The organism is Micromonospora sp. NPDC048905 (assembly GCF_040649655.1).
In the GTDB taxonomy this organism is placed as follows: domain Bacteria; phylum Actinomycetota; class Actinomycetes; order Mycobacteriales; family Micromonosporaceae; genus Micromonospora.
In genome coordinates this window covers 148173-170458 of record NZ_JBEZFV010000008.1, presented here as the reverse complement: position 1 = coordinate 170458, position 22286 = coordinate 148173, and the positions used below count along the sequence as shown (strand labels likewise).

Sequence of the window (22286 nt, the reverse complement as noted above, 5' to 3'; positions counted from 1 at the left end):
ACGCTCACCGTCCTCGTCAGACACGTCGTCTGCCGATGACGGTACGGCCCCACTGCGACAGTCGCGCGTTGAGCGCCGGGACTGCGGATTCGGGCAGGTCAGGCGAACGCGGAGAGGCCGGTGAGCCGTTGCCCGACGACGAGCTGGTGGATCTCGGAGGTGCCCTCGTACGTCAGCACGCTCTCCAGGTTGTTGGCGTGCCGCATGATCGGGTATTCGCCGGAGACGCCGTTGGCGCCGAGGATGGTCCGGCACTGCCGGGCGATGGCCAGGGCCTCGCGGACGTTGTTCAGCTTGCCGACGCTCACCTGCTCGGGCCGCAGCCGGTGGGTGTCGGCGAGCCGGCCCAGGTGCAGCGCGAGCAGTTGCCCCTTCATCAGCTCGACGGCCATGTCGGCGAGCTTGGCCTGGGTGAGCTGGAAGCCGGCCAGCGGGCGGCCGAACTGGGTGCGGGTGGTGGCGTACGTCAGGGTGGTTTCCAGGCAGTCCCGGGCGGCGCCGATCGCGCCCCAGACGATGCCGTAGCGGGCTTCGGTGAGGCAGCTCAGCGGCGCCTTGAGCCCGACCGCCTCGGGTAGTTGGGCGTCCGCCGGGAGGCGGACGTCGTCGAGCACGATCTCGCCGGTCACGGACGCGCGCAGCGACATCTTGCGGCGGATCTCCCGGGCCGTGACACCTGGCGTGTCCATGGGTACGGCGAACCCGCGCACGCCCTCGTCGGTGCGCGCCCAGATCACCGCGACGTCGGCGATCGGCGCGTTGGTGATCCACATTTTCCCGCCGGTGAGCAGCCAGTCGTCGCCGTCGCGGCGGGCCCGGGTGGTCATCGAGGCGGGGTCGGAGCCGTGGTCCGGTTCGGTCAGGCCGAAGCAGCCGATCGCCTCGCCGGTGGCCATCGACGGCAGCCAGCGCTGCTTCTGCTCCTCGCTGCCGTAGCGCCAGATGGCGTACATGGCGAGCGAGCCCTGCACGCTGACCAGGGAACGGAGGCCGGAGTCCCCGGCTTCCAGCTCCTGGCAGGCGAGTCCGTAGGCGACCGCGGACGCGCCGGCGCAGCCGTAGCCGCTCAGGTGCATGCCGAGCAGGCCGAGCTCGCCGAACTCGCGGGCCAGGTCCCGGGCGGGCACCTGACCGTCCTCGTACCAGTCGGCGATGTGCGGACGCACCCGGTCGTCGACGAGTTGGCGGACGACGTCGCGGATCTGCCGCTCCTCCTCGCTGAGCGACTGGTCCAGGTCGAGCAGATCGAGCGGAGCGGTCATGGACGCCACCTTAACGAAGGTTCAGCGCGCGGAAGAAGGGCTCGTCACTCGATCGGTTCCGCGAGCACCAGCACCCGAGCGTGGATCTGGTTGCGCTGCTGGAGGGCGGCGCGCAACGCGCGGTGCAGCCCGTCTTCCAGGTAGAGCCCGCCGTTCCACTGCACGACGTGCGGAAAGAGGTCGCCGTAGAAGGTGGAATCCTCGGCGAGAAGCTTGTCCAGCGCCAACTCGCGCTTGGTGGTGATCATCTGATCCAGGCGCAGCGGACGGGGCGGGATCTCCGCCCACTGCTTCAGGGTCAGGTTGTGCTCCGGGTAGGGACGCCCGTCCCGGACCGCTCTGAAGATCACGACGGCACGCTCCCCTCCCCGTGGCCGGGCCGACCGACAGCGCCGAGCCGGGCCGCGGCGGGCACCGCGCGGCGCGGCACCGATGATGACCGTGCCAGCCTAGCCGCCCATTGCTCGCAGCGTTCTGCTCCCTGATGTCAGTTTCGCTACCGGTCGTCCGATCCTCAACCGGACGAACGGGACACTCCCCCTCAGCTCCACCTGCCGCGGCGGACAACCTCGTCCACGCCACGACGCCCACGGCGCAGCGATGGTGACCGATGGTCGGGTGCCCGGTAACCGATTGTGACGGCACCGATGGGTTGGTACTCGGTCGGCACCCCGAACGCGTCCCGGTAGCTGGCCAGCCGCTGCGGCGCGATGCCGAAGAAACAGGCCCCCAACCCCTCGTCCACGGCGGTGAGCAGCATCAGCAACGCCGCGAAGCCGGTGTCCACGTGCCAGTACGGCACCGGCCAACGATCGGTGGACCGGTCCGTCCAACCCTTGTCCGGCTCGGCGTACCGTCGCAGGTAGGCCGACTCGTTCGCGTGCGGCACCACGATCAGCGGTGCCCGGCGCATCCCGGCCAGCCAGCGCTCCCGTCCACCGCCGTCCGGGGTGGTGGCCGCCCAGAACCGCTCCCGGTCGGCCGGCTCCTCCAGCACCAGGAAGCCCCAGCCCTGGGCGAAGCCGGCCGACGGGGCACGGATCGCGTGGTCGAGCAGCCGGTCCACCACGTCGGGCGGGACCGGACGGTCCGGGTCGTAGTTGCGCACCATCCGCCGACGCCGGACGACCTCGGCGAACTCCATCAGGCCCCGGGCCGGATGCCCCAGGCACCCCGCCAGGTCGTGCCGGGCTTGAGCGTGAGCAGGTCCCTTCCCGACCGGAACGCGTCCGGAGGGCAGGTCATCGGCTCGATCGCCACCGAACGGCGGTGCCGCACACCGGTGAGCGCGTCCCCGGTGAACACCTGCCACCAGCCGAACTCCGCATCGGCCCAGATGCTCACCCCGGCCGAGGAGTCCGGGGCGGACAGGCTCACCGACGAGCCGCCGTCGGCGTCGCGGATCACCTCGCCGAAGCACAGGTCGAGCTCGGCGGCACCGATCCGGCGCGGGCTGGTCCAGTCGTACTCGGTGCTGGCCACCGGCGTCGCGCCGATCGGCAGCAGCCGGCCGTCGACGAGCATCCGGGTACGGGCCGGCAGCCGCATGACCAGGTCGTCGACCGCGACACCCGGCAGTTGCAGGTACGGGTGCACGGAGAAGCCGAACGGCGCCGACTCGCCACCGATGTTCGTCACCTCGTGCTCGGCGCGCAGCCCGTCCGCGCCGACGCTCCACCGGCTGACCAGCCGCAACGGCCACGGGTAGCCGGGCTGCGGCGGCAGGTCGTAGCCGAGGGTCACGGCGTCCGCCGACTGCTCCAGCAACTGCCACGGCACCCAGTTGACCAGCCCGTGGATCGCGACGTGCCGCTCCGGCTCGGTCAGCGGGAGCTGGTGCGTCCGCTCGCCGAACGGGTAGCGGCCATCGCGGATCCGGTTCGGCCAGGGCGCCAACACCTGTCCGGCGCAGCCGGGGCAGACCTCGTCGGTCTGGTAACCGTCGACCAGGTCGACACCGTCGTGCCGGTACGTCCGCAGCCCACCACCCACCTCCACGATGACGGCCTCGTGGCCGGCGGCGGAGATGGTCCACTGGGCGCCGGAGAACGCGCGCTGCTCGGGGCTTTCCATGTCGGCGACCCTAACCGGTCACGTCCGGTCGCCGCTCGACCCCGCCGCCCGGTAGCGCAGCAGCGCCGGGAACGCGACCGCGAGCACCACGACGAGCACCGCCGAGGCGAGTCCGCCGGCCACCCAGGCCACCCCGCCGCCGAACCCGGCGGCCATCGTTCCGGCCCGCAGATCGCCCAGCCGAGGACCACCGGCCACCACTACCGTGTTGACGCCCTGGAGCCGGCCGCGCATCCGGTCCGGTGCGTAGACGAGCATCATCGACTGGCGCAGCACCGCGCTGACCAGGTCCGCGGCCCCGGCCACGGCGAGCAGGAGGACCATCAGCCAGAGCTGGTGGGCGAGCCCGGCCGCGGCGATCGCGACTCCCCAGGCGACCACCGCGACCACCAGGCCGAGGCCCTGCCGGCGGAGCCGGCCGATCCAGCCGGAGGTCAACCCACCGATCATCGAACCGATCGCGATGGCGCTGTAGAGCAGGCCGACAGCTCCACCGCCGCCGAACCTCTCGTGGGCGATCTCCGGGAAGAGCGCGCGGGGCATGGCGAGGATCATCGCGATCAGGTCCACCCCGAAGGACAGCAGCAGCACCGGCGTCGTGGCCAGGTAGCGGAATCCGTCGACCACACTGGCCAGGCCGGCGCGGCGGCGCTCCCCGTCGGCGGTCGGCTCGGGCGGCAGCGCGGGCAGGCGCAGCGCCGCCCAGAGCATCGCGGTGAACAACACCGCGTCCACCCCGTACGCGATGGGCAGCACGACCGTGGTGTCGGCCGAGGCGGAGAGGATCAGGCCGGCGGCGAGCGGGCCGGCGACCGAGGCCGCCGTGAAGGTCGTGTAGTTCAGGGTGCTGGCGGCCGGCACCAGGTCATCCGGCACCAGGCGGGGCAGCATCGCGCTGCGGGCCGGCGAGGTGATCGCGAACGCCACCGACTGCAACGCCATCAACGCCAGCAGCAGCACCGGGCTGCCCACGTTCAGCAGGGCCTGGACCAGCAGCCCGAGGGTGGACGCCCAGAGCAGGACCGACCCGCCGAGCAGCACGGCACGGCGGTCGTGGGCGTCGGCGACCGCGCCACCCCAGAGCCCGAAGATCAGCAACGGTACGAAGGCGGCCACGCCCAGCAGGCCCACCCAGAACGAGTCCCGGGTCAGGGCGTACATCTCCACCGGCACCGCGACGGCGGTGAACTGGAACCCGAACATCGCCACGGTGTTGCCGAGCCAGAGCCGCCGGTACGCGGGCACCCGCAGCGGACGTACGTCGATCGCCCAGCGGCGCGCCCCGCGCGGCCGGGCCTCCCGCACACCCGTCACGGCGCCAACCGCTCGACGGTCCAGCCACCCTCGTCGAGGCGGAAGCGGAGCCGGTCGTGCAACCGACCGGCCCGGCCCTGCCAGAACTCCACCGACTCGGGTCGGACCCGCAACCCACCCCAGTGCGGCGGGATCGGGATCTCCGCCTCGTCGGCGAACCGCTCGGCCACCTCCCGGTAGCTCTCCTCCAGCGCCGCCCGGTCCGGCACCACGTGGGACTGCGGGCTGGCCCAGGCGCCCAGTTGGGAGCCGCGCGGTCGGCTGGCGAAGTACGCCGCGCTCGTCGCGCGGTCGACCGGCTCGACCTGCCCGGCGACCACCACCTGCCGCTGCATGGGAAACCACGGAAAGACCAGGCTGGCGTACGGGTTGGCGGTCGCCTCGACGCCCTTGCGGGACAGGTGGTTGGTGAAGAAGACGAAGCCGTCCGGGTCGTACCCCTTGAGCAGCACCGTCCGACCGCTCGGCCGGCCGGCCGGGTCCGCGGTGCCCAGCACCATCGCGTTCACCTCGGGCAGCCCGAAGGCCACCGCGTCGGCGAACCAGGTGCCGAACTGCGTGTGCCAGTCGGCGGCCAGGTCAGCTTCGGTCAGGCCCAGGTCCGCGGCGTACTCGTTACGCATCGCGGCCGGGGCTGGTGTGTCGCCCGTCACGTCCCCACTCCTTATCGGCAGGTCCGGCGGCGCCCTCCCGCGCTGGCCAGCCCGCACCGCCCAGTCTCACCGAGTCCGGCGGAGAATGCGCGTCCGGGGATGTCGCGTGCAGCACAGTCGCCGTGGGTCGCGTATCCGGTCACTCAGCAGGCAAGATGTTGCGAACACATACCTGATGGTCGCCTAGAGGGCGCTCGGCCGACCGGGCCGGATGAACCGACCGGGCGCACCGACCAGATCCAGGAGAGCGACATGGCCGATTTCAAACCCGGGCTGGAGGGCGTCGTCGCCTTCGAGACCGAGATCGCCGAACCTGACCGTGAGGGCGGTGCGCTGCGCTATCGCGGAGTCGACATCGAGGATCTGATCGGCCAGGTGTCGTTCGGCAACGTGTGGGCACTGCTGGTCGACGGCCGGTTCGGGCCGGGCCTGCCGCCGGCGGAGCCGTTCCCGGTGCCGGTGCACTCCGGTGACATCCGCGTCGACGTGCAGTCCGCGGTCGCCATGCTGGCCCCGTACTGGGGTCTCAACCAGCTGTTGGACATCTCCGACGAGCAGGCCCGCGAGGACCTCGCCCGGGTTTCGGTGACCGCGCTCTCCTTCGTCGCCCAGTCGGCTCGGGGCCTCGGCCTGCCGGCGGTGCCGCAGAAGGAGATCGACAAGGCGCAGACCATCGTCGAGCGGTTCATGAAGCGGTGGCGCGGCGAGCCCGACCCGCGGCACGTCAAGGCCGTCGACGCGTACTTCATCTCGGCCGCCGAGCACGGCCTGAACGCCTCCACCTTCACCGCCCGCATCGTCGCCTCCACGGGAGCGGACGCGGCGGCCTGCATCTCGTCGGGCATCGGCGCCCTCTCCGGCCCGCTGCACGGTGGCGCGCCGTCCCGGGTGCTCAGCATGCTGGAGGCCGTGGAGCGCAGCGGCGACGCGGAGGGCTACGTCAAGGGCGTGCTCGATCGCGGCGAACGGCTGATGGGCTTCGGCCACCGGGTCTACCGGGCCGAGGACCCGCGCGCCCGCGTGCTCCGCCGCACGGCCAAGGATCTGGGAGCGCCGCGCTTCGAGATCGCCGAGGCGCTGGAGAAGGCCGCGCTCGCCGAGTTGCAGGCCCGCCGCCCGGACCGGGTGCTGGCCACCAACGTCGAGTTCTGGTCGGCCGTCGTGCTGGACTTCGCCGAGGTGCCCGCGCACATGTTCACCTCGATGTTCACCTGCGCGCGGATGGGCGGTTGGAGCGCGCACGTCCTGGAGCAGAAGCGCCTGCAGCGGCTGGTCCGCCCGTCCGCCCGCTACGTCGGCGCGGAGCCGCGCAAGCCGTCCGGCGTCGAAGGCTGGGCCGCCATTCCGCACGGCGTCTGACCGGTCGCGAAGGGTCCCTCCACCACGTCTGGCGTGGCGGAGGGGCCCTTCCGTGCGTCTACCGGTGGGCGCCGTCGAGGTGTGGCGAAGGACTCAGCCCCGCCCTCGGGGGCCCGGCTTCCACCGATGGGTCCGAGTGCGAGGATGAGGGCCGGCAGTGTCGCCGGGCCCGCCCTCGCCCTTGCGGAAGGATCTTCAAGACCGTGGCTGACGCACCGACCATCCGGATTCCCGATGACCTCAAGCCCGCCGACGGACGTTTCGGCTGCGGCCCGTCCAAGGTCCGCCCCGCGGCGGTATCCGCACTTACCGAGGTCGCGACCAGCTACCTGGGCACCTCGCACCGGCAGAAGACGGTCCGCGACCAGGTGGCCCGGCTGCGCTCCGGCATCGCGGAGTTCTTCTCGCTGCCCGAGGGTTACGAGGTCGTGATCGGCAACGGCGGCACCACCGCGTTCTGGGAGGTCGCCACCTTCGGCCTGGTTCGCGACCGGGCCCAGTTCGCCAGCTTCGGCGAGTTCGGCGCCAAGTTCGCCAAGTCGGTGAAGGACGCGCCGTTCCTCGGTGAGCCGACCGTTCGCAAGGCCGAGGCCGGCAGCGCACCGACCCTGCTGGCCGAGTCCGGCGTGGACACCTACGCGACTCCGCAGAACGAGACGTCGACAGGCGTGGCCGTCCCGATCAGCCGGGTTGCCGGGGCGGACGACGGCGCATTGTTGCTCGTCGACGCGACCTCCGGCGCGGGTGGCCTGGACGTCAACGTCGGCGAGACCGACGTCTACTACTTCGCTCCGCAGAAGTGCTTCGGCTCCGACGGTGGTCTCTGGCTGGCTCTGATGTCACCGGCCGCGCTGGACCGTGCCGCCGAGATCAAGGCGTCCGGGCGCTACATCCCCGCCTTCCTCGACCTGGCCACCGCGATCGACAACTCGCGGCTGGAGCAGACCTACAACACCCCGGCGCTGGCCACCATCTTCCTGGCCGCCGAGCAGACCGACTGGATGAACGCGCAGGGTGGCCTGGCCTGGGCGGCCAAGCGCACCGCCGAGAGCGCCGCCACGGTGTACGGCTGGGCGGAACGGTCCAGCGTGGCCACCCCGTTCGTCACCGACCCGGCACTGCGTTCCAACGTGGTCGCCACGATCGACTTCGCCGACGGGGTGGACGCCACCGCGATCGCGAAGGCGCTGCGCGCCAACGGCATCGTGGACACCGAGCCGTACCGCAAGCTCGGCCGCAACCAACTGCGGATGGCGCTGTTCCCGGCAATCGAGCCTTCGGATGTCGAGGCGTTGACCGCGTCCATCGACTACGTCGTCGAGCGACTCTGACGTTCGTCACGGTCGGTGTTCGTGGGGGCCTTCACGGACACCGACCGTGATCATCGTTGCAGCTCAGTCGCGACATGCGGGGTGTCGCTTCCCCCACCCCGAGACAGATGCGCGTACGGTGGTCCGAGACGCCTGGGTGGCCGACTCGTGGCGTGCGGCCAGCGAAGCGGGACGGAGGCAACGCTATGCGCCCAGTACGCTTCGTCGCCCTCTCCGAGGACGGCCATGCCCTGGTTCTCGCCGACGAGGTCGGGCGGTTGCTCGCCCTGCCGATCGACGACCGGATCTCGGGTGCGCTGCACGCCGAGCCCGGCGCGCCGCCGCTGCCGGCGGCACCGGCCGCCGCCGACCCGATTCCGTCCCTGTCCCCTCGGGACATCCAGGCTCGCATCCGCTCCGGTGAGTCCGCCGAGGATGTCGCCCGGATCGCCGGCGTGCCGGTCGACCGGGTGCTGCGCTATGCCGGCCCGGTGCTCCAGGAGCGGGCGATGCTCGCCCAGCACGCCCGCCGCACCCGCCTCAAGGGAGCGGAGAAGCCCACCCCGCTCGCCGAGGTGGTCAACGGTCGGCTGAGCCAGCACGGCATCGACACCGAGAAGATCTCCTGGGACGCGTACCGGCGGGACGACGGCACCTGGCGGATCATCGCCACCTGGCCGTCGGGCAAGGCCACCGCACAGGCCATCTGGGATCTCGACAAGACCCGGCAGTCGGTCGCCCCGCACGACGACATGGCGCAATATCTGTGCGCCGAGCGGCCCGTGCCGATCCTCGGCCAGGAGCCGGCACCGGAGCGGAGCGGGCACGGCCTGCCCGGTCCCTCGCGCGGCGAGCCGAGCCGTGGTGGGCACGGGTTGCCGGCGGCGTCCGAGCATCCGCGCCCTGGCCGGGACCCGATCCGGGCCGGGCGGGACGCGCTGCTCGCCTCACTGGACCGTCCGCTCGGTGCCTCGTCGGGTCGTGGCCTTGAGCCGCGTACCCCGGCTGCTCTTGCCGGTTCGGACGCGCCTCGCCAGCGGCCGGTCGGCGGGGGTGCCGCCGCGCTGCTCGGCGGCGGCCAGGGGTCGGCCTTCGACGACGACTCGGACGCGCCCAAGGAGGTGCCGGCCGTGCCGTCGCTGGCGGTGCTGCGGCCCCGCCGCACGGGCGCGGCGGCAGCCGCCGGTGGCGAGTCGACCGACGCCAACGGCAAGCCGCGTAAGCGCCTGCCGAGCTGGGACGACGTGCTCTTCGGCAGCGGGCCGGCGGCACGCGAGTCTTCCTGACCCTGCGCGTCGACGGGTGGTGAACGGCCCCCGTCGACGCAAGGCAGGGCGGTGTCGGGTCACCTGATCCGTCGCACATCTTGGCCAAACAGCGATAGGCGTTAGCTGGCCTAGCTGCCGCCCAGGAAGTGCTGGCCTCGCCCACTACAGCAGACCATCTCGCGAGCTCCCCGCCGCCTGGTCGAGGGCGGCGACCTCGCGTACGGCCTGGGCGATGGCCGAGAAGTCCTTCTTGAGGATCGCACCGTGGTTGCTGGCGACCTTCGCGGCGATCTGGATGCTCGGGTTGCGGACGGTCACCGCGTCGAGGCTGGCGCGGATCTTCTCCTGCTCGTCACCGCGACTGCCTAGGGACGTGCCGGAGGCGACGACGTAGCGCACCGGCACGGTTATGCCGTCCAGCACGGGGCCCAACTCCCGCTCACGCGATAGTTTGCCCAGCTCGATGTTGCTGTCCGCCATCTGTTCGGCATTCATCCGCGGGGTCAGACCGGTCGGGCGCAGCAGCGGCATGAACAGGTTCATCCGTCGGAACATCTTCCGGATCCGCTGCTCCATGGCGTCGTCGAGCCAGTCGTGCGGGAACGCGCCGTCGACCAGGACCGCACCGAGAGCCCGCTCCGGGTTCCGGTTGGCCCAGTGCGCCCCGACCACCGCCCCGTAGGACCAGCCCACCACCAGTGCGCGGTCTACCTTCCTGGCGGCGAGGACGGCATCGACGTCGCGGACGGCGGCCTCGAAGGAGTAGTCCGTCGAGCGCTTCGACTGTCTGCCGCGAGCCCGTTCGTCGTAGGTGATGTGCCGCCAACCGGTACCCAGGTCGGCGATGACCCGACGCCAGTACCCCTGGGTGGCGAACTGACCGTTGAGGTAGAGCAGGGGGACACCGGGACCGCCGGTGTCGGTGACGGCCAGGGCGGTGTCGTCGACCGGCACCAGGCCGGTCCACGCCGAACTGGTCGCGGACATGCTGTTGTTCGTCATCGTGTTCCGTCCTGTTCAGAGGCTGCGGGCGGCGATGTCGCCGTGCAGGGTGGTGGCGCGGATGTCGAGGGCGGTGGTGCCGTTGTTCTTGAGGGCGTTGCTGACCCGACCATGGCCGGTGCCGGCATCCAGGGCCGCCGAGACGCCGGCGGCGGCGGCGACCGAGATGTCGCCGGACTGGGTCGTCAGCACGACGCTGCCGCGCACGGCCTCGGCGATCCGGATGTCGCCCCTCGCGGTGCTGATCTCTGCGGGGCCGTTGAGCCGGCCGACCTCGACGTCGCCGTCGATCGCGGTGAGGCGGACGCTCGCCGCCTCGTCGATCTTGATTTGCCGGTACGCCCCCTCGAAGGCGATGTCGCCGAGTCGTCCGACGCCGCGCAGCTCGGCACTGGCGGTCCTGGCTTCGACGTGGGAGCCGGCGGGCAGCTGGACGGTGACCTCCAGAGATCCGGATGGGCCGATGAGCGAGTTGCTGGGGGCCGCTGCCGTGATCCGCAGAACGCCGTCGGCGTACGTGACGGTGGCCTGTTCGGCCGCCCTGGTGTCGCGGCTCTTGGCCGGGTCGGTGGGCAGGATCTCGACGGTGGTGTCGACGCGGTCCGCGGCGATGAGCTGGATGCGCCCGGCGGGGATGTTCAGGATGGCGGAGATCGGGGCGGGGGTGTCGAACGTCTTCATCATGGTCTCCGGTGCTCGCGCGTTGTTTCTGATACCGGAAACGCTACGTTGCTTTCCAAAGTCAGACAACCAGATCGTTGCGTTGTTGATAAGAAACAGCAGTTCAGAGCCCGTTTATCATTGCACTGACCCTGCTGGATAATGCAACGGGCGATGCGCTCATGTTGCAATGGACTGAAAGTGAACGCTATGGTGAAGGGGCCACAAGGCCGCCACGAAGGATCACCAGGGAGGTCAGATGCCGGGAGGCCGACTCACCCAGCAGGAACGCCAGCAGATCGCCCTGGGGCTGGCCGACAGCCTCCCCTACGCAGAGATCGCCCGACGTCTCGACCGACCCACCTCGACGATCACCCGCGAGGTGATGCGCAATGGCGGCCCGCTGGGCTACCGCGCCGACCTGGCTCACCGCGCCACCGAACGCCGCGCCCACCGTCGCAGGCCTGCCTCCTCCCGCCCGACGGGAGCGGCCCTCCCGCAGCACGGACGCGACGCCGAGGCCGTGGCCGAATACGAGGAGACGTTCACCGCCGTTCTCATGGCGTCGGGTCTGAACAAGATGGGGGCCCGTGTGTTGACCTGCCTGTTCACCACCGACGCGGGCACCCTCACCGCGTCCGAGCTCGCCCAGCGCCTCCAGGTCAGCCCGGCGTCCATCTCCAAGGCGATAACTTTTTTGGAGGGCCAGAGCCTGGTCCGCCGCGTACGCGACGAACGCCGCCGCGACCGCTACGTCGTCGACAACGAGCTCTTCTACCAGGCCACGATCGCCAGCGCCCGAGCCAACGACCAGCTCGTCGCCACCGCGCGGCAGGGCGTCGCCCTCCTCGGTGCGCACACCCCGGCCGCCGCTCGCCTGGAGAACATCGCCCGCTTCCTCGACTTCATGAGCGAGAGCATCGTCCGCGCCGCCGAACAGGCCCGCGAAGTCCTCCACAGCGGACCCGAGCCTGCCGCCGCCCAACCGATCTCGGAGCAGGGGCAGGAGCCCGTGCGGGTCGTCCCGCCGACGGCACCGGATCAGAGCGGCCAGGCGGCGAGCGGGTCGTAGCGCGAGCCTCGGGAGTCGAGCTGGCTGCGCATCAGCAGCAGCTCGCTCACCTGCCACTCCGGTCCCCGGTAGTCGTCCAGGTCGGCCCGGTCGGCCTCGACGTCGGCCGGGTCCATCCGATCACCGGGCCGGGCCACGGTCAGGTGTGGGCGTAACGGCCTGGCGTCGTACGGCAGCCGGACCTGCCGCAATCTGGACCGGACCAGCCCGGCCAGCACGTGCAGCGCCTCGACCTCGCCGCGCAGGCCCACCCATAGCACCGTCGACCGGCCCTGACCGAACCGGCCACCGCCGCCGAGGCTGAGCCGGGGCAGGGAGTGCCGGCCGTCGCGGAACCACTCGGCGGCCAGCCCCAGCGCACTCTCCACCTCGACCAACCGGGCCGCCTCGACGTCGCCGAGGAAGGCCACTGTGACGTGTAGCTGAGCCGGATCGGCGAGCCGGACGTTGGTGCCGGCGGCGGACGCCGCGCCGACCCGTAGCCGCGCGACCTGCGCGCCGAGGTGGTCGACCAACTCGGAGGGCGGGTAGACCGCGACGAAGAGCCGCAACCGTCGCTCAGCGGTGCCGTTGCCGGTGCCCGGCTCGGGCCGCCGGGAGGGCCAGCCCGGCGGCGTGCAGCACACCCTCCACCCGGACCCGCTCGATCTCCTGGTCGACGCCCTCCAGGTCGGCGAGGTGTTCGTCGATGCCGAGGGCGCGGCAGGCCAGCCGGAGCCGGTCGTCGTACGCCTGTAGGAGCGCGCCATGCCAGACCATCGACCGCCCGCTGCCGCCGAGCCGCTGACCGCCGAGGCGGCGCAGGTCGGCGGCGAGCTGCTCCAGGGGGCGACGGTCGACCCGGTCGAACGCGCTGAGGTCGATGTCGCGGGTCAGCGCGTCGGCCTCGACAGCCCGGTCCAGTCGGGCGATGGTGCGCTTCTCCCGTCGGCCCTCCCGCCACTCGGACCAGCCGCAGACGACCCGGTCGAGGATCTCGTCATAGCAGAAGAGCAGGGCGAATGCCGCCGGCAGGCTGGCGACGGCAAGGAACGCCAAGGCCAGCACCAGCGCGCGTCCGACTCCCACGTATCGACGCTAAGCCCCGCCGTGCCGAGTCGCCAGCGATTTGGCCGCATCCGCACAATCCGATCAACACGACGCGGTCCGAGTGGCGGTAAACCTCAGCAGTCGGCGGAGGTCACGTAGAAGCGGGGCATCGGGAGTACCCGGAAGCGAAGCCGGGCGCCGGAGCGACGCAGCTGCCAGGTGAGGGCGATCAGCGCGGCGGCCAACGAGATCAACGCACCCATCCAGATGCTGGCGCCGGCACCGAAGTGCTCCGCGACCCAGCCGATGAGCGGCGCGCCGACCGGGTTGGTGCCCAGGAAGACGAGCACCCACAGGGACATCACCCGACCCCGGAAGGCCGCATCCACACCCAACTGAACCCGCTGGTTGGCGGCCTGGGCGAAGAAGACCATGAAGAAGCCGGTCGGCACCAGCAGCACCACGACCAGCCAGTACGCCGACGCGAGGCCGACCAGGGTGCCGAAGCTGGCGCAGGCGATCGCGGCGCCGAGCACCAGCCAGACCGACGGGCGACTGCGCCGGCCGGTGCCACTGAGCGCACCGCCGAGCGCGCCGACGGCAAGCGCCGTGCTGAACAGGCCGAAGGAGGCGGCACCGGTGTGGAAGACCGTCTTCGCCAGGGCGGCCAGGGTGAGCTGGAAGTTGAAGAGCGACATGCCGATCACCGACATGACCGCCATCGGCAACAACAGGTCGGGTCGACGCCAGACGTACCGCAGCCCGTCGATGACCCGTGCGGACGCCCGTTCGTCGCGCGGCAGCAGGGCGTCGCGCTCTAGCTCGGCCGTCCGCATCCGGACGACGTTGACCAGGGGCGCGATGGAGCTGACGGCGGTGAAGAGGAAGACCGGGCCGACGTCGAACGCGGCGATGGCCAGGCCGGCGACGGCCGGTCCGACGATCCGGGCCGAGTTGAACACTGCGGCGTTCAGCGACAGCGCGTTCGGCAGCAGGGGTGTGCCGACGAGTTCGGAGACGAACGCCTGGCGGACCGGGGTCTCCACGGCGTTGGCCGTGCCGAGCAGCGCCGCGAAGGCGAAGACGTGCCAGAGCTGCACCAGGTCGGTGAGGACCAGCAGGGACATGCCGAGCGCCAGCAGGCTCCAGAAGGCGTTGGCGACGAAGAGCAGCACCCGCTTGTCGTAACGGTCGGCCAGCCGGCCGGAGAGCAGGGTGAGCAGCAGCACCGGGGTGAACTGGCAGGCGGTCACCACGCCGAGCGCGGTGGCCGAATTGTTGGAGAGGTCGAGGACGAGCCAGTCCTGGGCGATGAACATCATCCAGACGCCGATCAACTTGATCAGCTGCCCGGATGCGAAGAGCCGGTAGTTGCGAACCTGTAGGGACTGGAACATCGTGCTCAGCTTGGCCTGCACTCTTGGTGCGCCTCCTCGGACGTACGCGTCATCGACAGGTGACGGCACGGCCCGGTGGGGCTGAGTGCGGCTCAGGCGCGAGCGAGCTGCTGGAGAATCTCGGCGGCCCTCTGCAGGGTCTCCCGTTCGTCCTCGTCCAGCGCGGCCAGCCGGTGGGCCAACCATTCGTCGCGGGCCCGCTCGAACTGGTCGAGCACGGCGTGCCCTCCCTCGGTCGCCGCGAGGATGACCTGCCGACCGTCGGTCGGATGGGGTGTCCGCCGCACGAGGCCGCGGTCCTCCAACTTCCCGACGATCTTGGTCATCGTCGGTGGCTGCACCCGCTCGACGTCGGCCAGTTCCCGGGGGGTCATCGCACCCGCCAGCCGCAGGCTGGTGAGCGCGGAGACCTGGGTGACCGTGAGGTCCCCGACCGGTCGGGCCTGGCGGACCCGCCGGTTGAGTCGGGTGATCGCATCACGCAACTGGGGGGCCAGCTGCGCCGGTGGCACGCGTTTCGCCGTCACCGTCCGCTCCGTCACAGTAGTTAGCTTAACTAATGAGCATGGCTAACGACATCGGTTATGACCAGGCTCACGAGGAGGTCAGTGCTGTTCCGGGCGGGGAATCCCGTTCGACTCCCCGCCCGGACACACGTCAGAGCACGAGCGATTCGATGGGTCCACGCAGGAAGTACAGCACGAACAGCGCGGCCACCCCGTACAGCAGCGGGTGGACCTCCCGGGCCTTGCCCCGCACCAGCTTGAGCACCACGAAGGTGATCAGGCCGGCACCGATCCCGTTGGAGATGGAGTAGGTGAACGGCATCAGCACGATCGTGAGGAACGCCGGGATGGCGATCTCGTAGTCGGACCAGTCGATCGTCCGGACCGCGGTCATCATCAGGAAACCGACCACCACCAGGGCCGTCGAGGCCGCCTCGAACGGCACGATCACCACCAGCGGCGCGAGGAACATCGCCAGCAGGAAGAGCACGCCGGTGACCAGGCTGGCCACGCCGGTCCGGGCACCCTCCCCGACACCGGCGGCACTCTCGATGTACGACGTGTTGCTGGAGGTGCTGGCCGCACCACCGGCCGCCGCCGCGATCGAGTCGACGAGCAGGATCTCCTTGGCCCGGGGCGGGGTGCCCTGCTCGTCGAGCAGGCCGCCCTCCTGGCCCACCGCCACCATCGTGCCCATGGTGTCGAAGAAGTCGGTGATCAGCAGCGTGAAGACGAACATCAGCACGACGACCCAGCCGGCCCGCCCCCACGAGTCGAGCACGTTGAACTTGCCGAGCAGCGACAGGTCCGGCAGGTCGACCACCGTCTTCGGCAACTCCGGCACGTTCAACGCCCAGCCCTTGGGGTTGGGCTTCCCGTCCACGAACGACGGGCCGATGTTGCCGATCGCCTCCACGATCACCGCGAGCACGGTGGAGGCGAGGATGCCGATCAGGATCGCGCCCTTCACCCGGCGTACCAGGAGCACCAGGGTGATCAGCAGACCCACCACGAAGACCAGCAGCGGCCAGCTCACCAGCTTGCCGCCGATGCCCAGGCCAACCGGGACCGTGGTGTTGGCGGCGTCCGGGAGCCGCCGGACAAAGCCGGCGTCCACCAGACCGATGATGGTCAGGAAGAGCCCGATACCGACCCCGATCGCGGTCTTCATCTGTGTCGGCACCGCACGGAACACGGCGGTCCGCAGACCGGTCAGCACCAACACCGCGATGATCACACCTTCGATCACCACCAGGCCCATCGCATCGGCCCAGGTCATCTCGGGAGCGATCTCGTACGCGACGAGCGCGTTGACACCCAGACCGGCGGCGAGCGCCAGCGGGAATCGGCCGACCACACCCATCAGGATCGTCATCAGGCCGGCGACCAACGCGGTCCCGGCAGCCAGCGCGGCAATCGGCAGGGTCTTGCCGTCACCGTCGACGGCACCACCCAGAATCAGCGGGTTGAGCACCACGATGTACGCCATCGTGAAGAAGGTCGCCAGGCCGCCGCGTACCTCACGGCTCAGCGTCGAGCCACGGGCGGAGATCTCAAAGAACCGGTCGAAACTGTTACGCGGATGAGCGGGGTTGGGAGGTGTGCCGGTCTCGGGCGGCGCTACTGCCATCAGGTCCTCGCAGGTGATCTTCCGGTTGTCGCGCGCATCGTCCCAGATCACCAGCGGGCAGGGGAAGTGGATCGCGTACGCTTGCCGAATGCCGAACGAGCAGCCGCCGCGGCCGGCACCACTGGACCCGCCGATGGTGCCGTTCGCTCTCGCCGGGTTGGTCGCCTGGGCGGTGGCCGGGCTGGTCCTGCTGATCTTCTTTCGGGGCTGGTTGACCGACCACGGTCATCAGAACTGGCTCTGGACCTGCCTCGCCGGTTTCCTGTGGGGCTTCCCGGGCCTCGCCGTGATGCTGCGGCACGACGCCAACCGCCGCCGCCGTCGCGCGAACTGACCTGGCCACCACGCCCGGGTCACCCGGGCGCGAACGCTCAGGAGTGCCCGTACGGCTCCGCCGGCTCGGTCGCCTCCACCGAGCCCGGGGCGCGACTGACCGACATGGCCTCCACCGCGCTGTCGTCGTACACCGTCGGTAGCTCTTCGACGGCGGTCTCGGCCGCCTCGATGAGCGTCTCGGAGTGGGCGCCGCAACCGTGGTCGGCGCTCACCACCCGGCCGTCGTCCGGTGCGTAGAAGTTGCCACACGCCCCGAACGCCTGCCGCATCGCGCCAGCCAGCGGCAGGTAGAACCCGCAGGTGCCGCAACGGGCAGCGGCCGGCGCGGCGGTGGAGATGGGCGCGGCGGGGCCGTGGTCGCCGTCATACCAGCGCTGCGCCGCCTCGATGCGGCCCTCGCGGGAGAGCACGCGCGCCCGCCCGAGGCCCAGCTCCCACGCCGTCTCCTCGACCGCCGGGTCGTCGGAGAGCAGGTAGCCGGGGACCAGTCGATCGTCATCCGGCGCGCTGGGCAGCAGGTCGCCCGGACCCAGGTCGCCCGGCTTGAGCCGCTCCTGCCAGGGCAGCCAACCGGGCGCGAGCAGCGCGTCCGGGCCGGGCAGCAGCACCGTCTCGCAGATGGTCACGGTCTTGCTGCGCGACACCCGGGTGACGGTGACCGCCCACCGCCAGCCGCGATAGCCGGCGAGGAGGCACTCGAAGTAGTGGGTGACCAGGCGTTCGCCTTCGGCCACGACCTGCAGGTGGTCGCCGACGTCGTCGGCGTCCACCTCGGTGATGCCAGCGCGGGCCACCTCGACGGCGGCGGCGCAGACCTGGTCGAGACGGGCGGCACGGGTGGAGGCGGGCCTGGTCACCTGACCATTGTTCCCCATGCGCCCCGCAGGGGTGACAGTGACTCCCGGGGAACCTTTCCCCGCGGTGGTGCGGCGTACCCGGATCAGATGGGCGAGGATGGTGCACATGCCGTCGTACTCCCGCTCCGGGCGATCCGTCCTCGGGCGAACCGTCGGCACCGGCATTCGCGCCATTCGCCTGCTGCTGCGTGGTTCGGTGGGCAGCGGCCGCTGGGTGACCAGGCGGGCCGGTCGGGCCCGGACCCGGGGTGCTGGCGGCGAGGTCGGCATGGTTCGCCTGTTCGACCTGCACGCGGTCTCCTGTGCCGGTGACACGCTGATCGCCATCGGCCTGGCCGGGACGATCTTCTTCAACGTCCCGCTGGGCGAGGCCCGCAGCAAGGTCGCGCTCTACCTGCTGGTGACCATGGTGCCGTTCGCCATGCTCGCTCCCGTGGTGGGCCCGCTGTTGGACCACTTCCGGCACGGTCGGCGCTACGCGCTGGCCGCCACGATGCTCGGCCGCGCGTTCCTGGCCTGGTTGATCTCCGACTACATCCACGGCTTCGGGCTCTATCCGGCCGCGTTCGGGGTGCTCGCCCTGTCCCGGGCGTACGGGGTGGCCCGCTCCGCGGCGGTGCCCCGGTTGTTGCCGGAGGGGCTCGGCCTGTCCCAGGTGGGTGCCCGGGCCAGTGTCTACGGCACGGTCGCGGGTGCGCTGGTGGCGCCGATCGGGTTGGCCGCGTTCTGGTTCGGCCCGCAGTGGCCGCTGCGCGTCGCGTCGGTGATCTTCCTGATCGGCATGGTGATCTCGCTCCGGTTGCCGCCGAAGGCCGACTCGGAGCCGCCGGAGCGGGTCCCCCGGCCGCTGCGCCGGCTGGGTGGACACCGCGGCGACCGGCCACTGGGTCGGGGGCGGCCCGCCGGCCGGCTGGTGATCGCCACCCTGATCGGTTCCGCGACGCTACGCGCGGTGTACGGCTTCCTGCTGCTCTTCCTCGCCTTCGCGATCAAGAAGGGCGACCTGACCACCGTGGCGTTCGGCCGGGATCTGGGTGCCGAATGGGCGTTGGGGCTGGTCGGCGGCGCGCTCGCGGTCGGTACCTTCCTGGCCACCGCCGTCGGCACCCGGCTGCGCATCCACCGACCGACCGCCATCCAGTCCAGCAGCATGATCATCGTGGCAGGAGTGGCGGTGCTCACCGTCATCCAGTTCTCGCTGGTGATGGTCGCCCTGCTCTGCCTGGTCGCGGCGTTGGTCAGCGGGATCTCGAAGCTGGCCGTGGACGCCTCGATCCAGGAGCGCATCCCGGAGCGGCTGCGAGCGAGTTCCTTCGCCCACTCCGAGACGGCGCTGATGCTCGCCTTCGTCGCCGGCGGCGGGCTCGGCCTGGTGCCGTTCGACGGTCGGGTGGGTATCGCGGTGGCCGCCGGCGTGGGCGTCCTGGCCGCGATCCGGGGTGTGCTGGTCGCCGCCCGACTGCGCGGCGAGAAGCTGGCCGGCCGACCACTCGGCGACGACGAGCTGACCGAGGACGAGCTGACCGAGGACGAGCCGGCCGACGAGCCCGGGGACTCCACGCCCACCTCGCCCGCACCGGCGCAGAGCAGCTCCCCGTCGTACGAGGATCCGAGCCTGGCCCCGCCGGGCTACCACATCTACCGGCCGTCCTCCGCCGTCGGCGGCCCGGGTGGCGGCGCCGACGAGGAGACCCGCCGCGAGTCCCCCGGCTCGCTCTCGTGACCGGTCTGCTGGTGGTGACGGCGGTACCGGCCGAGGCGGACGCGGTCCGCGCCGGGCTGACCGACCCGACCGTGACCGTCGCCCCGGTCGGTGTGGGTCCGGCCGCCGCCGCTGCCGCCACCGCACGCCTGCTGGTGCTGGCCGAGGCCGCCGGACGGCCGTACCGCGCGGTGGTCAGCGCCGGCGTGGCCGGTGGCTTCACCGGTCGGGCCGAGGTCGGCGCCACGGTGCTCGGCACCGCAAGCGTCGCGGCCGACCTGGGCGCGGAGTCACCTGACGGTTTCATCCCCGTCGACGAGTTGGGCATGCCACTCGCGCTGCTCGGTACCGGCAGCGTCGTGCCGGCCGACCCGGTCCTGCTGGCCGCACTGCGGGCCGCCCTTCCGGGGGCCACGGCTGGCCCGGTGCTCACGGTCAGCACGGTCACCGGCAGCGCCGCCAGCACCGAAGGGCTGCGCCGCCGGCATCCGGAGGCAGTCGCCGAGGCCATGGAGGGGTACGGCGTGGCGGTCGCCGCAGCGCAGGCCGGCGTGCCCTTCGCCGAGCTGCGCACCATCTCCAACCCGATCGGCCCCCGCGATCGCGACGGCTGGCGCCTGCGCGAAGCCCTCACCGCCCTCACGGCGGCGGCCCCGGCGCTGCGCTGAGCCCACCTGTGGATAACCCTGTGGACAGTGGCCCTGGCGCTGTGTACATCCCTTCGTCAGCACCTGTAGAGCCGCTCCGCCAATGGGGCAAGAAGGTGCACCTCGCCAGCACGGCACGGCACGGGCGAACGGCCGGACCACGCTGATGCCGGTGAGTCATCTTGATGACTCACCGGCATCAGTCTCGATGGAGATACGGCACGGGCACGGGTATGGCCACGGCACCGCACCTTGCGGACAAACGGCGAGTGCCCGACAGATCACAGGCGCCAGACCGCGCCGACCGAACGCGCGGGGGCGGGGCTAACGTGGGGTCGTGGCGCTCTCTCTGGCGATCTCGCCCTGCCCCAACGACACGTTCGTCTTCCACGCCCTGGTCCACGGGCGGGTGCCCGGCGCACCGCCGGTCGAGGTGACGTACGCCGACGTGGACGTCACCAACACGGCGGCCGAGCGGGGCGCGTTCGACCTGGTGAAGGTGAGCTTCGCGGCGCTGCCCTGGCTGCTCGACGACTACCACCTGCTGCCCTGCGGCGGCGCACTCGGTCGCGGCTGCGGCCCGCTGGTGCTCACCAAGGGCGACCGCACCGACCTGACCGGTGCCACGGTGGCGGTGCCGGGCGACCGGACCACCGCGTACCTGCTGTTCCGGCTCTGGTCGGCCGGACGGCCGCCGGCCCGGATCGAGGTGGTCCCGTTCCACGAGATCATGCCGGGCGTCGCGGCGGGCCGCTACGACGCGGGGCTGGTCATCCACGAGGCCCGGTTCACCTACCACCGGCACGGCCTGACCGCCCTGGTCGACCTCGGCGAGTGGTGGGAGGCCGACACCGGGCTGCCCATTCCCCTCGGCGCGATCCTGGCCCGCCGCGGCGCGGTGGACCCGGAGGCCGCGGCCGGCTGGGTCCGCGAGTCGGTCCGCCAGGCCTGGGCGGACCCGGCGGCCAGCCGGGAGTACGTGCTGGCGCACGCCCAGGAGATGGAACTCGACGTGGTGGACCGGCACATCGGCCTCTACGTCAACGAGTTCACCGCGGACCTGGGCGAGGCCGGTTTCGCCGCGGTGGCGGCACTGCTCGACCGAGCCGCCACCGCCGGCCTGGTGCCTCAGACCTCCAGCTCGCGGGCGACCGCGTGGACGAGCTGAGCGATCTTCTGCGCCGCCTTCTTGTCCGGGTACCGACCGCGGCGCAGGTCCGGCTGGACCTTTGCCTCCAGCACCTTGATCATGTCTTCGACGAGGCCGTGCAGCTCCTCGGCCGGCCGACGGCGCAACTCCGCCATCGACGGCGGCGCGTCCAGCAGCTTGACTCCCATGGCCTGCGCGCCCCGGCGACTGTCCACCACACTGAAGTCGACCCGCTGGCCACCCTTGAGGTCGGTGACACCCGCCGGCAGCGCACCCTTGGGCAGGAACACGTCGCCGCCCTCGTCACTGGTGACGAAGCCATATCCCTTGGCCGTGTCGTACCACTTCACTCGACCCGTAGGCACCTGAAAACCCCTGCTTCACTTGAGCCGCTACTGCTCCAAGGCTAGCTGGATCATGCCGTCGAGCGCCGCCGGGAATTCGGTGAGATCGTCCAGCACCACATTCGCCCCGGCCGCGCGCAGCTCATCGTGGGAGCACGGGCCGGTCGCGACACCGATGCCGGGCACCCCGGCGGTCGCCGCCGCGACCATGTCCGCGACGTGATCGCCGACGTAGTGGGTGGCCTGGTGTTCCCGTAGGGCCGTCGCCTTCTGCTCGGCGAAGAGGTCACCGGCCAACTCGTCGACCGCGAGGCCCAGGTGGTCCAGGTGCAGGCGGGCCAGCCGGCCGATCTTGGACGTGACGACAAGCACACGTCCGCCTCGGGCGCGGATCGCGTCGATGGCCTCCCGCGCGCCCGGCAACAGGACAGAAGGAGTGATCGCGTACGCCGGGTACAGCTCGCGGTACACCCGCACGGCCGACTCGACCTGCTCCGGCGGGAACCAGTGCGCGATCTCGGTACGCAGCGGCGGCCCGAGCCGCGACACCGCCAGGTCGGCGTCCACCGGCACACCGGTCCTCGCCGTCAGCGCCCGATAGGCCGCGGCGATGCCGGGGCGGGAGTCCACCAGGGTCATGTCGAGGTCGAATCCGACGGTCAGTGCGGGCATGTCGAGAAACCTACCCGGCGACCCCCGGTCGGCCGGACGTCCG

At 71.3% G+C, this 22286-nt stretch carries 24 protein-coding genes; 8 read left to right on the top strand and 16 right to left on the bottom strand.

Annotation, left to right across the window (positions count from 1 at the left end):
- Positions 1-98: 98 nt before the first annotated feature.
- From AB0C01_RS22090 to pdxH, 6 genes are all read right to left on the bottom strand, one after another.
- Positions 99-1262, bottom strand: a complete 1164-nt coding sequence (locus AB0C01_RS22090; RefSeq protein WP_357571981.1) for an acyl-CoA dehydrogenase family protein — start codon at positions 1260-1262, stop codon at positions 99-101.
- A gap of 44 nt (positions 1263-1306) precedes the next feature.
- Positions 1307-1612, bottom strand: a complete 306-nt coding sequence (locus tag AB0C01_RS22085; protein WP_357251917.1) for a type II toxin-antitoxin system VapB family antitoxin — start codon at positions 1610-1612, stop codon at positions 1307-1309.
- A gap of 191 nt (positions 1613-1803) precedes the next feature.
- Positions 1804-2406, bottom strand: coding sequence for a nitroreductase family protein (locus AB0C01_RS22080; protein ID WP_357251914.1), 603 nt, complete (start codon positions 2404-2406; stop codon positions 1804-1806).
- Positions 2406-3335, bottom strand: coding sequence for an aldose 1-epimerase family protein (locus AB0C01_RS22075; protein ID WP_357251911.1), 930 nt, complete (start codon positions 3333-3335; stop codon positions 2406-2408). The genes AB0C01_RS22080 and AB0C01_RS22075 overlap by 1 nt, the downstream gene beginning before the upstream one ends.
- 18 nt (positions 3336-3353) lie before the next feature.
- Entirely contained in the window at positions 3354-4649 is a 1296-nt protein-coding gene (locus tag AB0C01_RS22070; RefSeq protein ID WP_357251908.1) for an MFS transporter, read from the bottom strand.
- Positions 4646-5272, bottom strand: a complete 627-nt coding sequence (gene pdxH, locus AB0C01_RS22065) for a pyridoxamine 5'-phosphate oxidase (protein WP_357252059.1) — start codon at positions 5270-5272, stop codon at positions 4646-4648. Before pdxH ends, AB0C01_RS22070 begins: the two co-directional genes overlap by 4 nt.
- 282 nt (positions 5273-5554) lie before the next feature.
- Between pdxH and AB0C01_RS22060 the strand changes: the two genes are divergently transcribed.
- The 3 genes from AB0C01_RS22060 to sepH all read left to right on the top strand — a co-directional run bounded on the left by AB0C01_RS22060 (position 5555) and on the right by sepH (position 9257).
- Positions 5555-6661, top strand: coding sequence for a citrate synthase 2 (locus tag AB0C01_RS22060; RefSeq protein WP_357251905.1), 1107 nt, complete (start codon positions 5555-5557; stop codon positions 6659-6661).
- 203 nt (positions 6662-6864) lie between these two features.
- Positions 6865-7992: a phosphoserine transaminase gene (serC, locus tag AB0C01_RS22055; RefSeq protein WP_357251902.1), complete on the top strand. Its 1128-nt coding sequence runs from the start codon at positions 6865-6867 to the stop codon at positions 7990-7992.
- Positions 7993-8177: 185 nt separating this feature from the next.
- Positions 8178-9257: a septation protein SepH gene (gene sepH, locus AB0C01_RS22050; RefSeq protein ID WP_357251899.1), complete on the top strand. Its 1080-nt coding sequence runs from the start codon at positions 8178-8180 to the stop codon at positions 9255-9257.
- Positions 9258-9401: 144 nt separating this feature from the next.
- Here the strand turns inward: sepH and AB0C01_RS22045 are convergent, their stop codons facing one another.
- Together AB0C01_RS22045 and AB0C01_RS22040 are read right to left on the bottom strand one after the other, a co-directional pair.
- Positions 9402-10241, bottom strand: coding sequence for an alpha/beta hydrolase (locus AB0C01_RS22045; RefSeq protein ID WP_357571980.1), 840 nt, complete (start codon positions 10239-10241; stop codon positions 9402-9404).
- Between the two features lie 15 nt (positions 10242-10256).
- Complete coding sequence (locus AB0C01_RS22040) at positions 10257-10922, bottom strand: DUF4097 family beta strand repeat-containing protein (RefSeq protein WP_357571979.1); 666 nt, start codon at positions 10920-10922, stop codon at positions 10257-10259.
- Between the two features lie 238 nt (positions 10923-11160).
- Here AB0C01_RS22040 and AB0C01_RS22035 point away from each other — a divergent pair, with 238 nt between their 5' ends.
- Positions 11161-11973 (top strand): helix-turn-helix domain-containing protein, encoded by an 813-nt coding sequence (locus tag AB0C01_RS22035; protein ID WP_357571977.1) that lies wholly within the window; start codon positions 11161-11163, stop codon positions 11971-11973.
- Here the strand turns inward: AB0C01_RS22035 and thpR are convergent.
- The 5 genes from thpR to AB0C01_RS22010 form a co-directional block, all read right to left on the bottom strand.
- Positions 11943-12524, bottom strand: coding sequence for an RNA 2',3'-cyclic phosphodiesterase (thpR, locus tag AB0C01_RS22030; protein ID WP_357571976.1), 582 nt, complete (start codon positions 12522-12524; stop codon positions 11943-11945). The genes AB0C01_RS22035 and thpR overlap by 31 nt on opposite strands.
- A 7-nt stretch (positions 12525-12531) precedes the next feature.
- Positions 12532-13041: a hypothetical protein gene (locus AB0C01_RS22025; protein ID WP_357251883.1), complete on the bottom strand. Its 510-nt coding sequence runs from the start codon at positions 13039-13041 to the stop codon at positions 12532-12534.
- Between the two features lie 95 nt (positions 13042-13136).
- On the bottom strand, positions 13137-14420 hold the full coding sequence (locus AB0C01_RS22020; protein WP_357251880.1) for an MFS transporter: 1284 nt from the start codon (positions 14418-14420) through the stop codon (positions 13137-13139).
- A 71-nt stretch (positions 14421-14491) separates the two neighbouring features.
- Positions 14492-14941 carry a MarR family transcriptional regulator gene (locus AB0C01_RS22015; protein WP_357251878.1) on the bottom strand — a complete coding sequence of 150 codons (450 nt, stop codon included), beginning with the start codon at positions 14939-14941 and terminating at the stop codon, positions 14492-14494.
- Positions 14942-15056: 115 nt separating this feature from the next.
- Positions 15057-16535, bottom strand: a complete 1479-nt coding sequence (locus AB0C01_RS22010) for an NCS2 family permease (protein ID WP_357252056.1) — start codon at positions 16533-16535, stop codon at positions 15057-15059.
- A gap of 88 nt (positions 16536-16623) precedes the next feature.
- Between AB0C01_RS22010 and AB0C01_RS22005 the strand changes: the two genes are divergently transcribed.
- Complete coding sequence (locus AB0C01_RS22005; protein ID WP_357251875.1) at positions 16624-16869, top strand: DUF2530 domain-containing protein; 246 nt, start codon at positions 16624-16626, stop codon at positions 16867-16869.
- A gap of 37 nt (positions 16870-16906) precedes the next feature.
- Here the strand turns inward: AB0C01_RS22005 and AB0C01_RS22000 are convergent, their stop codons facing one another.
- Entirely contained in the window at positions 16907-17836 is a 930-nt protein-coding gene (locus AB0C01_RS22000; protein ID WP_357571975.1) for a DUF3027 domain-containing protein, read from the bottom strand.
- Between AB0C01_RS22000 and AB0C01_RS21995 the strand changes: the two genes are divergently transcribed.
- From AB0C01_RS21995 to AB0C01_RS21985, 3 genes are all read left to right on the top strand, one after another.
- Entirely contained in the window at positions 17835-19451 is a 1617-nt protein-coding gene (locus AB0C01_RS21995; RefSeq protein WP_357251870.1) for an MFS transporter, read from the top strand. The genes AB0C01_RS22000 and AB0C01_RS21995 overlap by 2 nt on opposite strands.
- Positions 19448-20098, top strand: coding sequence for a futalosine hydrolase (locus AB0C01_RS21990; RefSeq protein WP_357571973.1), 651 nt, complete (start codon positions 19448-19450; stop codon positions 20096-20098). The genes AB0C01_RS21995 and AB0C01_RS21990 overlap by 4 nt, the downstream gene beginning before the upstream one ends.
- Before the next feature lie 316 nt (positions 20099-20414).
- The gene (locus tag AB0C01_RS21985) at positions 20415-21245 is read left to right on the top strand and encodes a 1,4-dihydroxy-6-naphthoate synthase (RefSeq protein WP_357251864.1); all 831 of its coding nucleotides are present in this window, start codon (positions 20415-20417) and stop codon (positions 21243-21245) included.
- Here AB0C01_RS21985 and AB0C01_RS21980 read toward each other — a convergent pair.
- On the bottom strand, positions 21206-21592 hold the full coding sequence (locus AB0C01_RS21980) for a cold shock domain-containing protein (protein WP_074316242.1): 387 nt from the start codon (positions 21590-21592) through the stop codon (positions 21206-21208). The genes AB0C01_RS21985 and AB0C01_RS21980 overlap by 40 nt on opposite strands.
- Positions 21593-21619: 27 nt before the next feature.
- Positions 21620-22243 (bottom strand): HAD hydrolase-like protein, encoded by a 624-nt coding sequence (locus tag AB0C01_RS21975; RefSeq protein ID WP_357571972.1) that lies wholly within the window; start codon positions 22241-22243, stop codon positions 21620-21622.
- Positions 22244-22286: the final 43 nt, after the last annotated feature.

What these genes read in the sequence shown, in the direction of transcription:
- AB0C01_RS22090 (WP_357571981.1), bottom strand. Translation starts at nt 1,262, where the DNA reads ATGACCGCTCCGCTCGATCTGCTCGACCTGGACCAGTCGCTCAGCGAG.
- AB0C01_RS22080 (WP_357251914.1), bottom strand. Translation starts at nt 2,406, where the DNA reads ATGGAGTTCGCCGAGGTCGTCCGGCGTCGGCGGATGGTGCGCAACTAC.
- AB0C01_RS22075 (WP_357251911.1), bottom strand. Translation starts at nt 3,335, where the DNA reads ATGGAAAGCCCCGAGCAGCGCGCGTTCTCCGGCGCCCAGTGGACCATC.
- pdxH (WP_357252059.1), bottom strand. Translation starts at nt 5,272, where the DNA reads ATGCGTAACGAGTACGCCGCGGACCTGGGCCTGACCGAAGCTGACCTG.
- AB0C01_RS22060 (WP_357251905.1), top strand. Translation starts at nt 5,555, where the DNA reads ATGGCCGATTTCAAACCCGGGCTGGAGGGCGTCGTCGCCTTCGAGACC.
- sepH (WP_357251899.1), top strand. Translation starts at nt 8,178, where the DNA reads ATGCGCCCAGTACGCTTCGTCGCCCTCTCCGAGGACGGCCATGCCCTG.
- AB0C01_RS22045 (WP_357571980.1), bottom strand. Translation starts at nt 10,241, where the DNA reads ATGACGAACAACAGCATGTCCGCGACCAGTTCGGCGTGGACCGGCCTG.
- AB0C01_RS22040 (WP_357571979.1), bottom strand. Translation starts at nt 10,922, where the DNA reads ATGAAGACGTTCGACACCCCCGCCCCGATCTCCGCCATCCTGAACATC.
- AB0C01_RS22035 (WP_357571977.1), top strand. Translation starts at nt 11,161, where the DNA reads ATGCCGGGAGGCCGACTCACCCAGCAGGAACGCCAGCAGATCGCCCTG.
- AB0C01_RS22010 (WP_357252056.1), bottom strand. Translation starts at nt 16,535, where the DNA reads ATGGCAGTAGCGCCGCCCGAGACCGGCACACCTCCCAACCCCGCTCAT.
- AB0C01_RS22005 (WP_357251875.1), top strand. Translation starts at nt 16,624, where the DNA reads ATGCCGAACGAGCAGCCGCCGCGGCCGGCACCACTGGACCCGCCGATG.
- AB0C01_RS21995 (WP_357251870.1), top strand. Translation starts at nt 17,835, where the DNA reads ATGCCGTCGTACTCCCGCTCCGGGCGATCCGTCCTCGGGCGAACCGTC.
- AB0C01_RS22000 (WP_357571975.1), bottom strand. Translation starts at nt 17,836, where the DNA reads ATGTGCACCATCCTCGCCCATCTGATCCGGGTACGCCGCACCACCGCG.
- AB0C01_RS21975 (WP_357571972.1), bottom strand. Translation starts at nt 22,243, where the DNA reads ATGCCCGCACTGACCGTCGGATTCGACCTCGACATGACCCTGGTGGAC.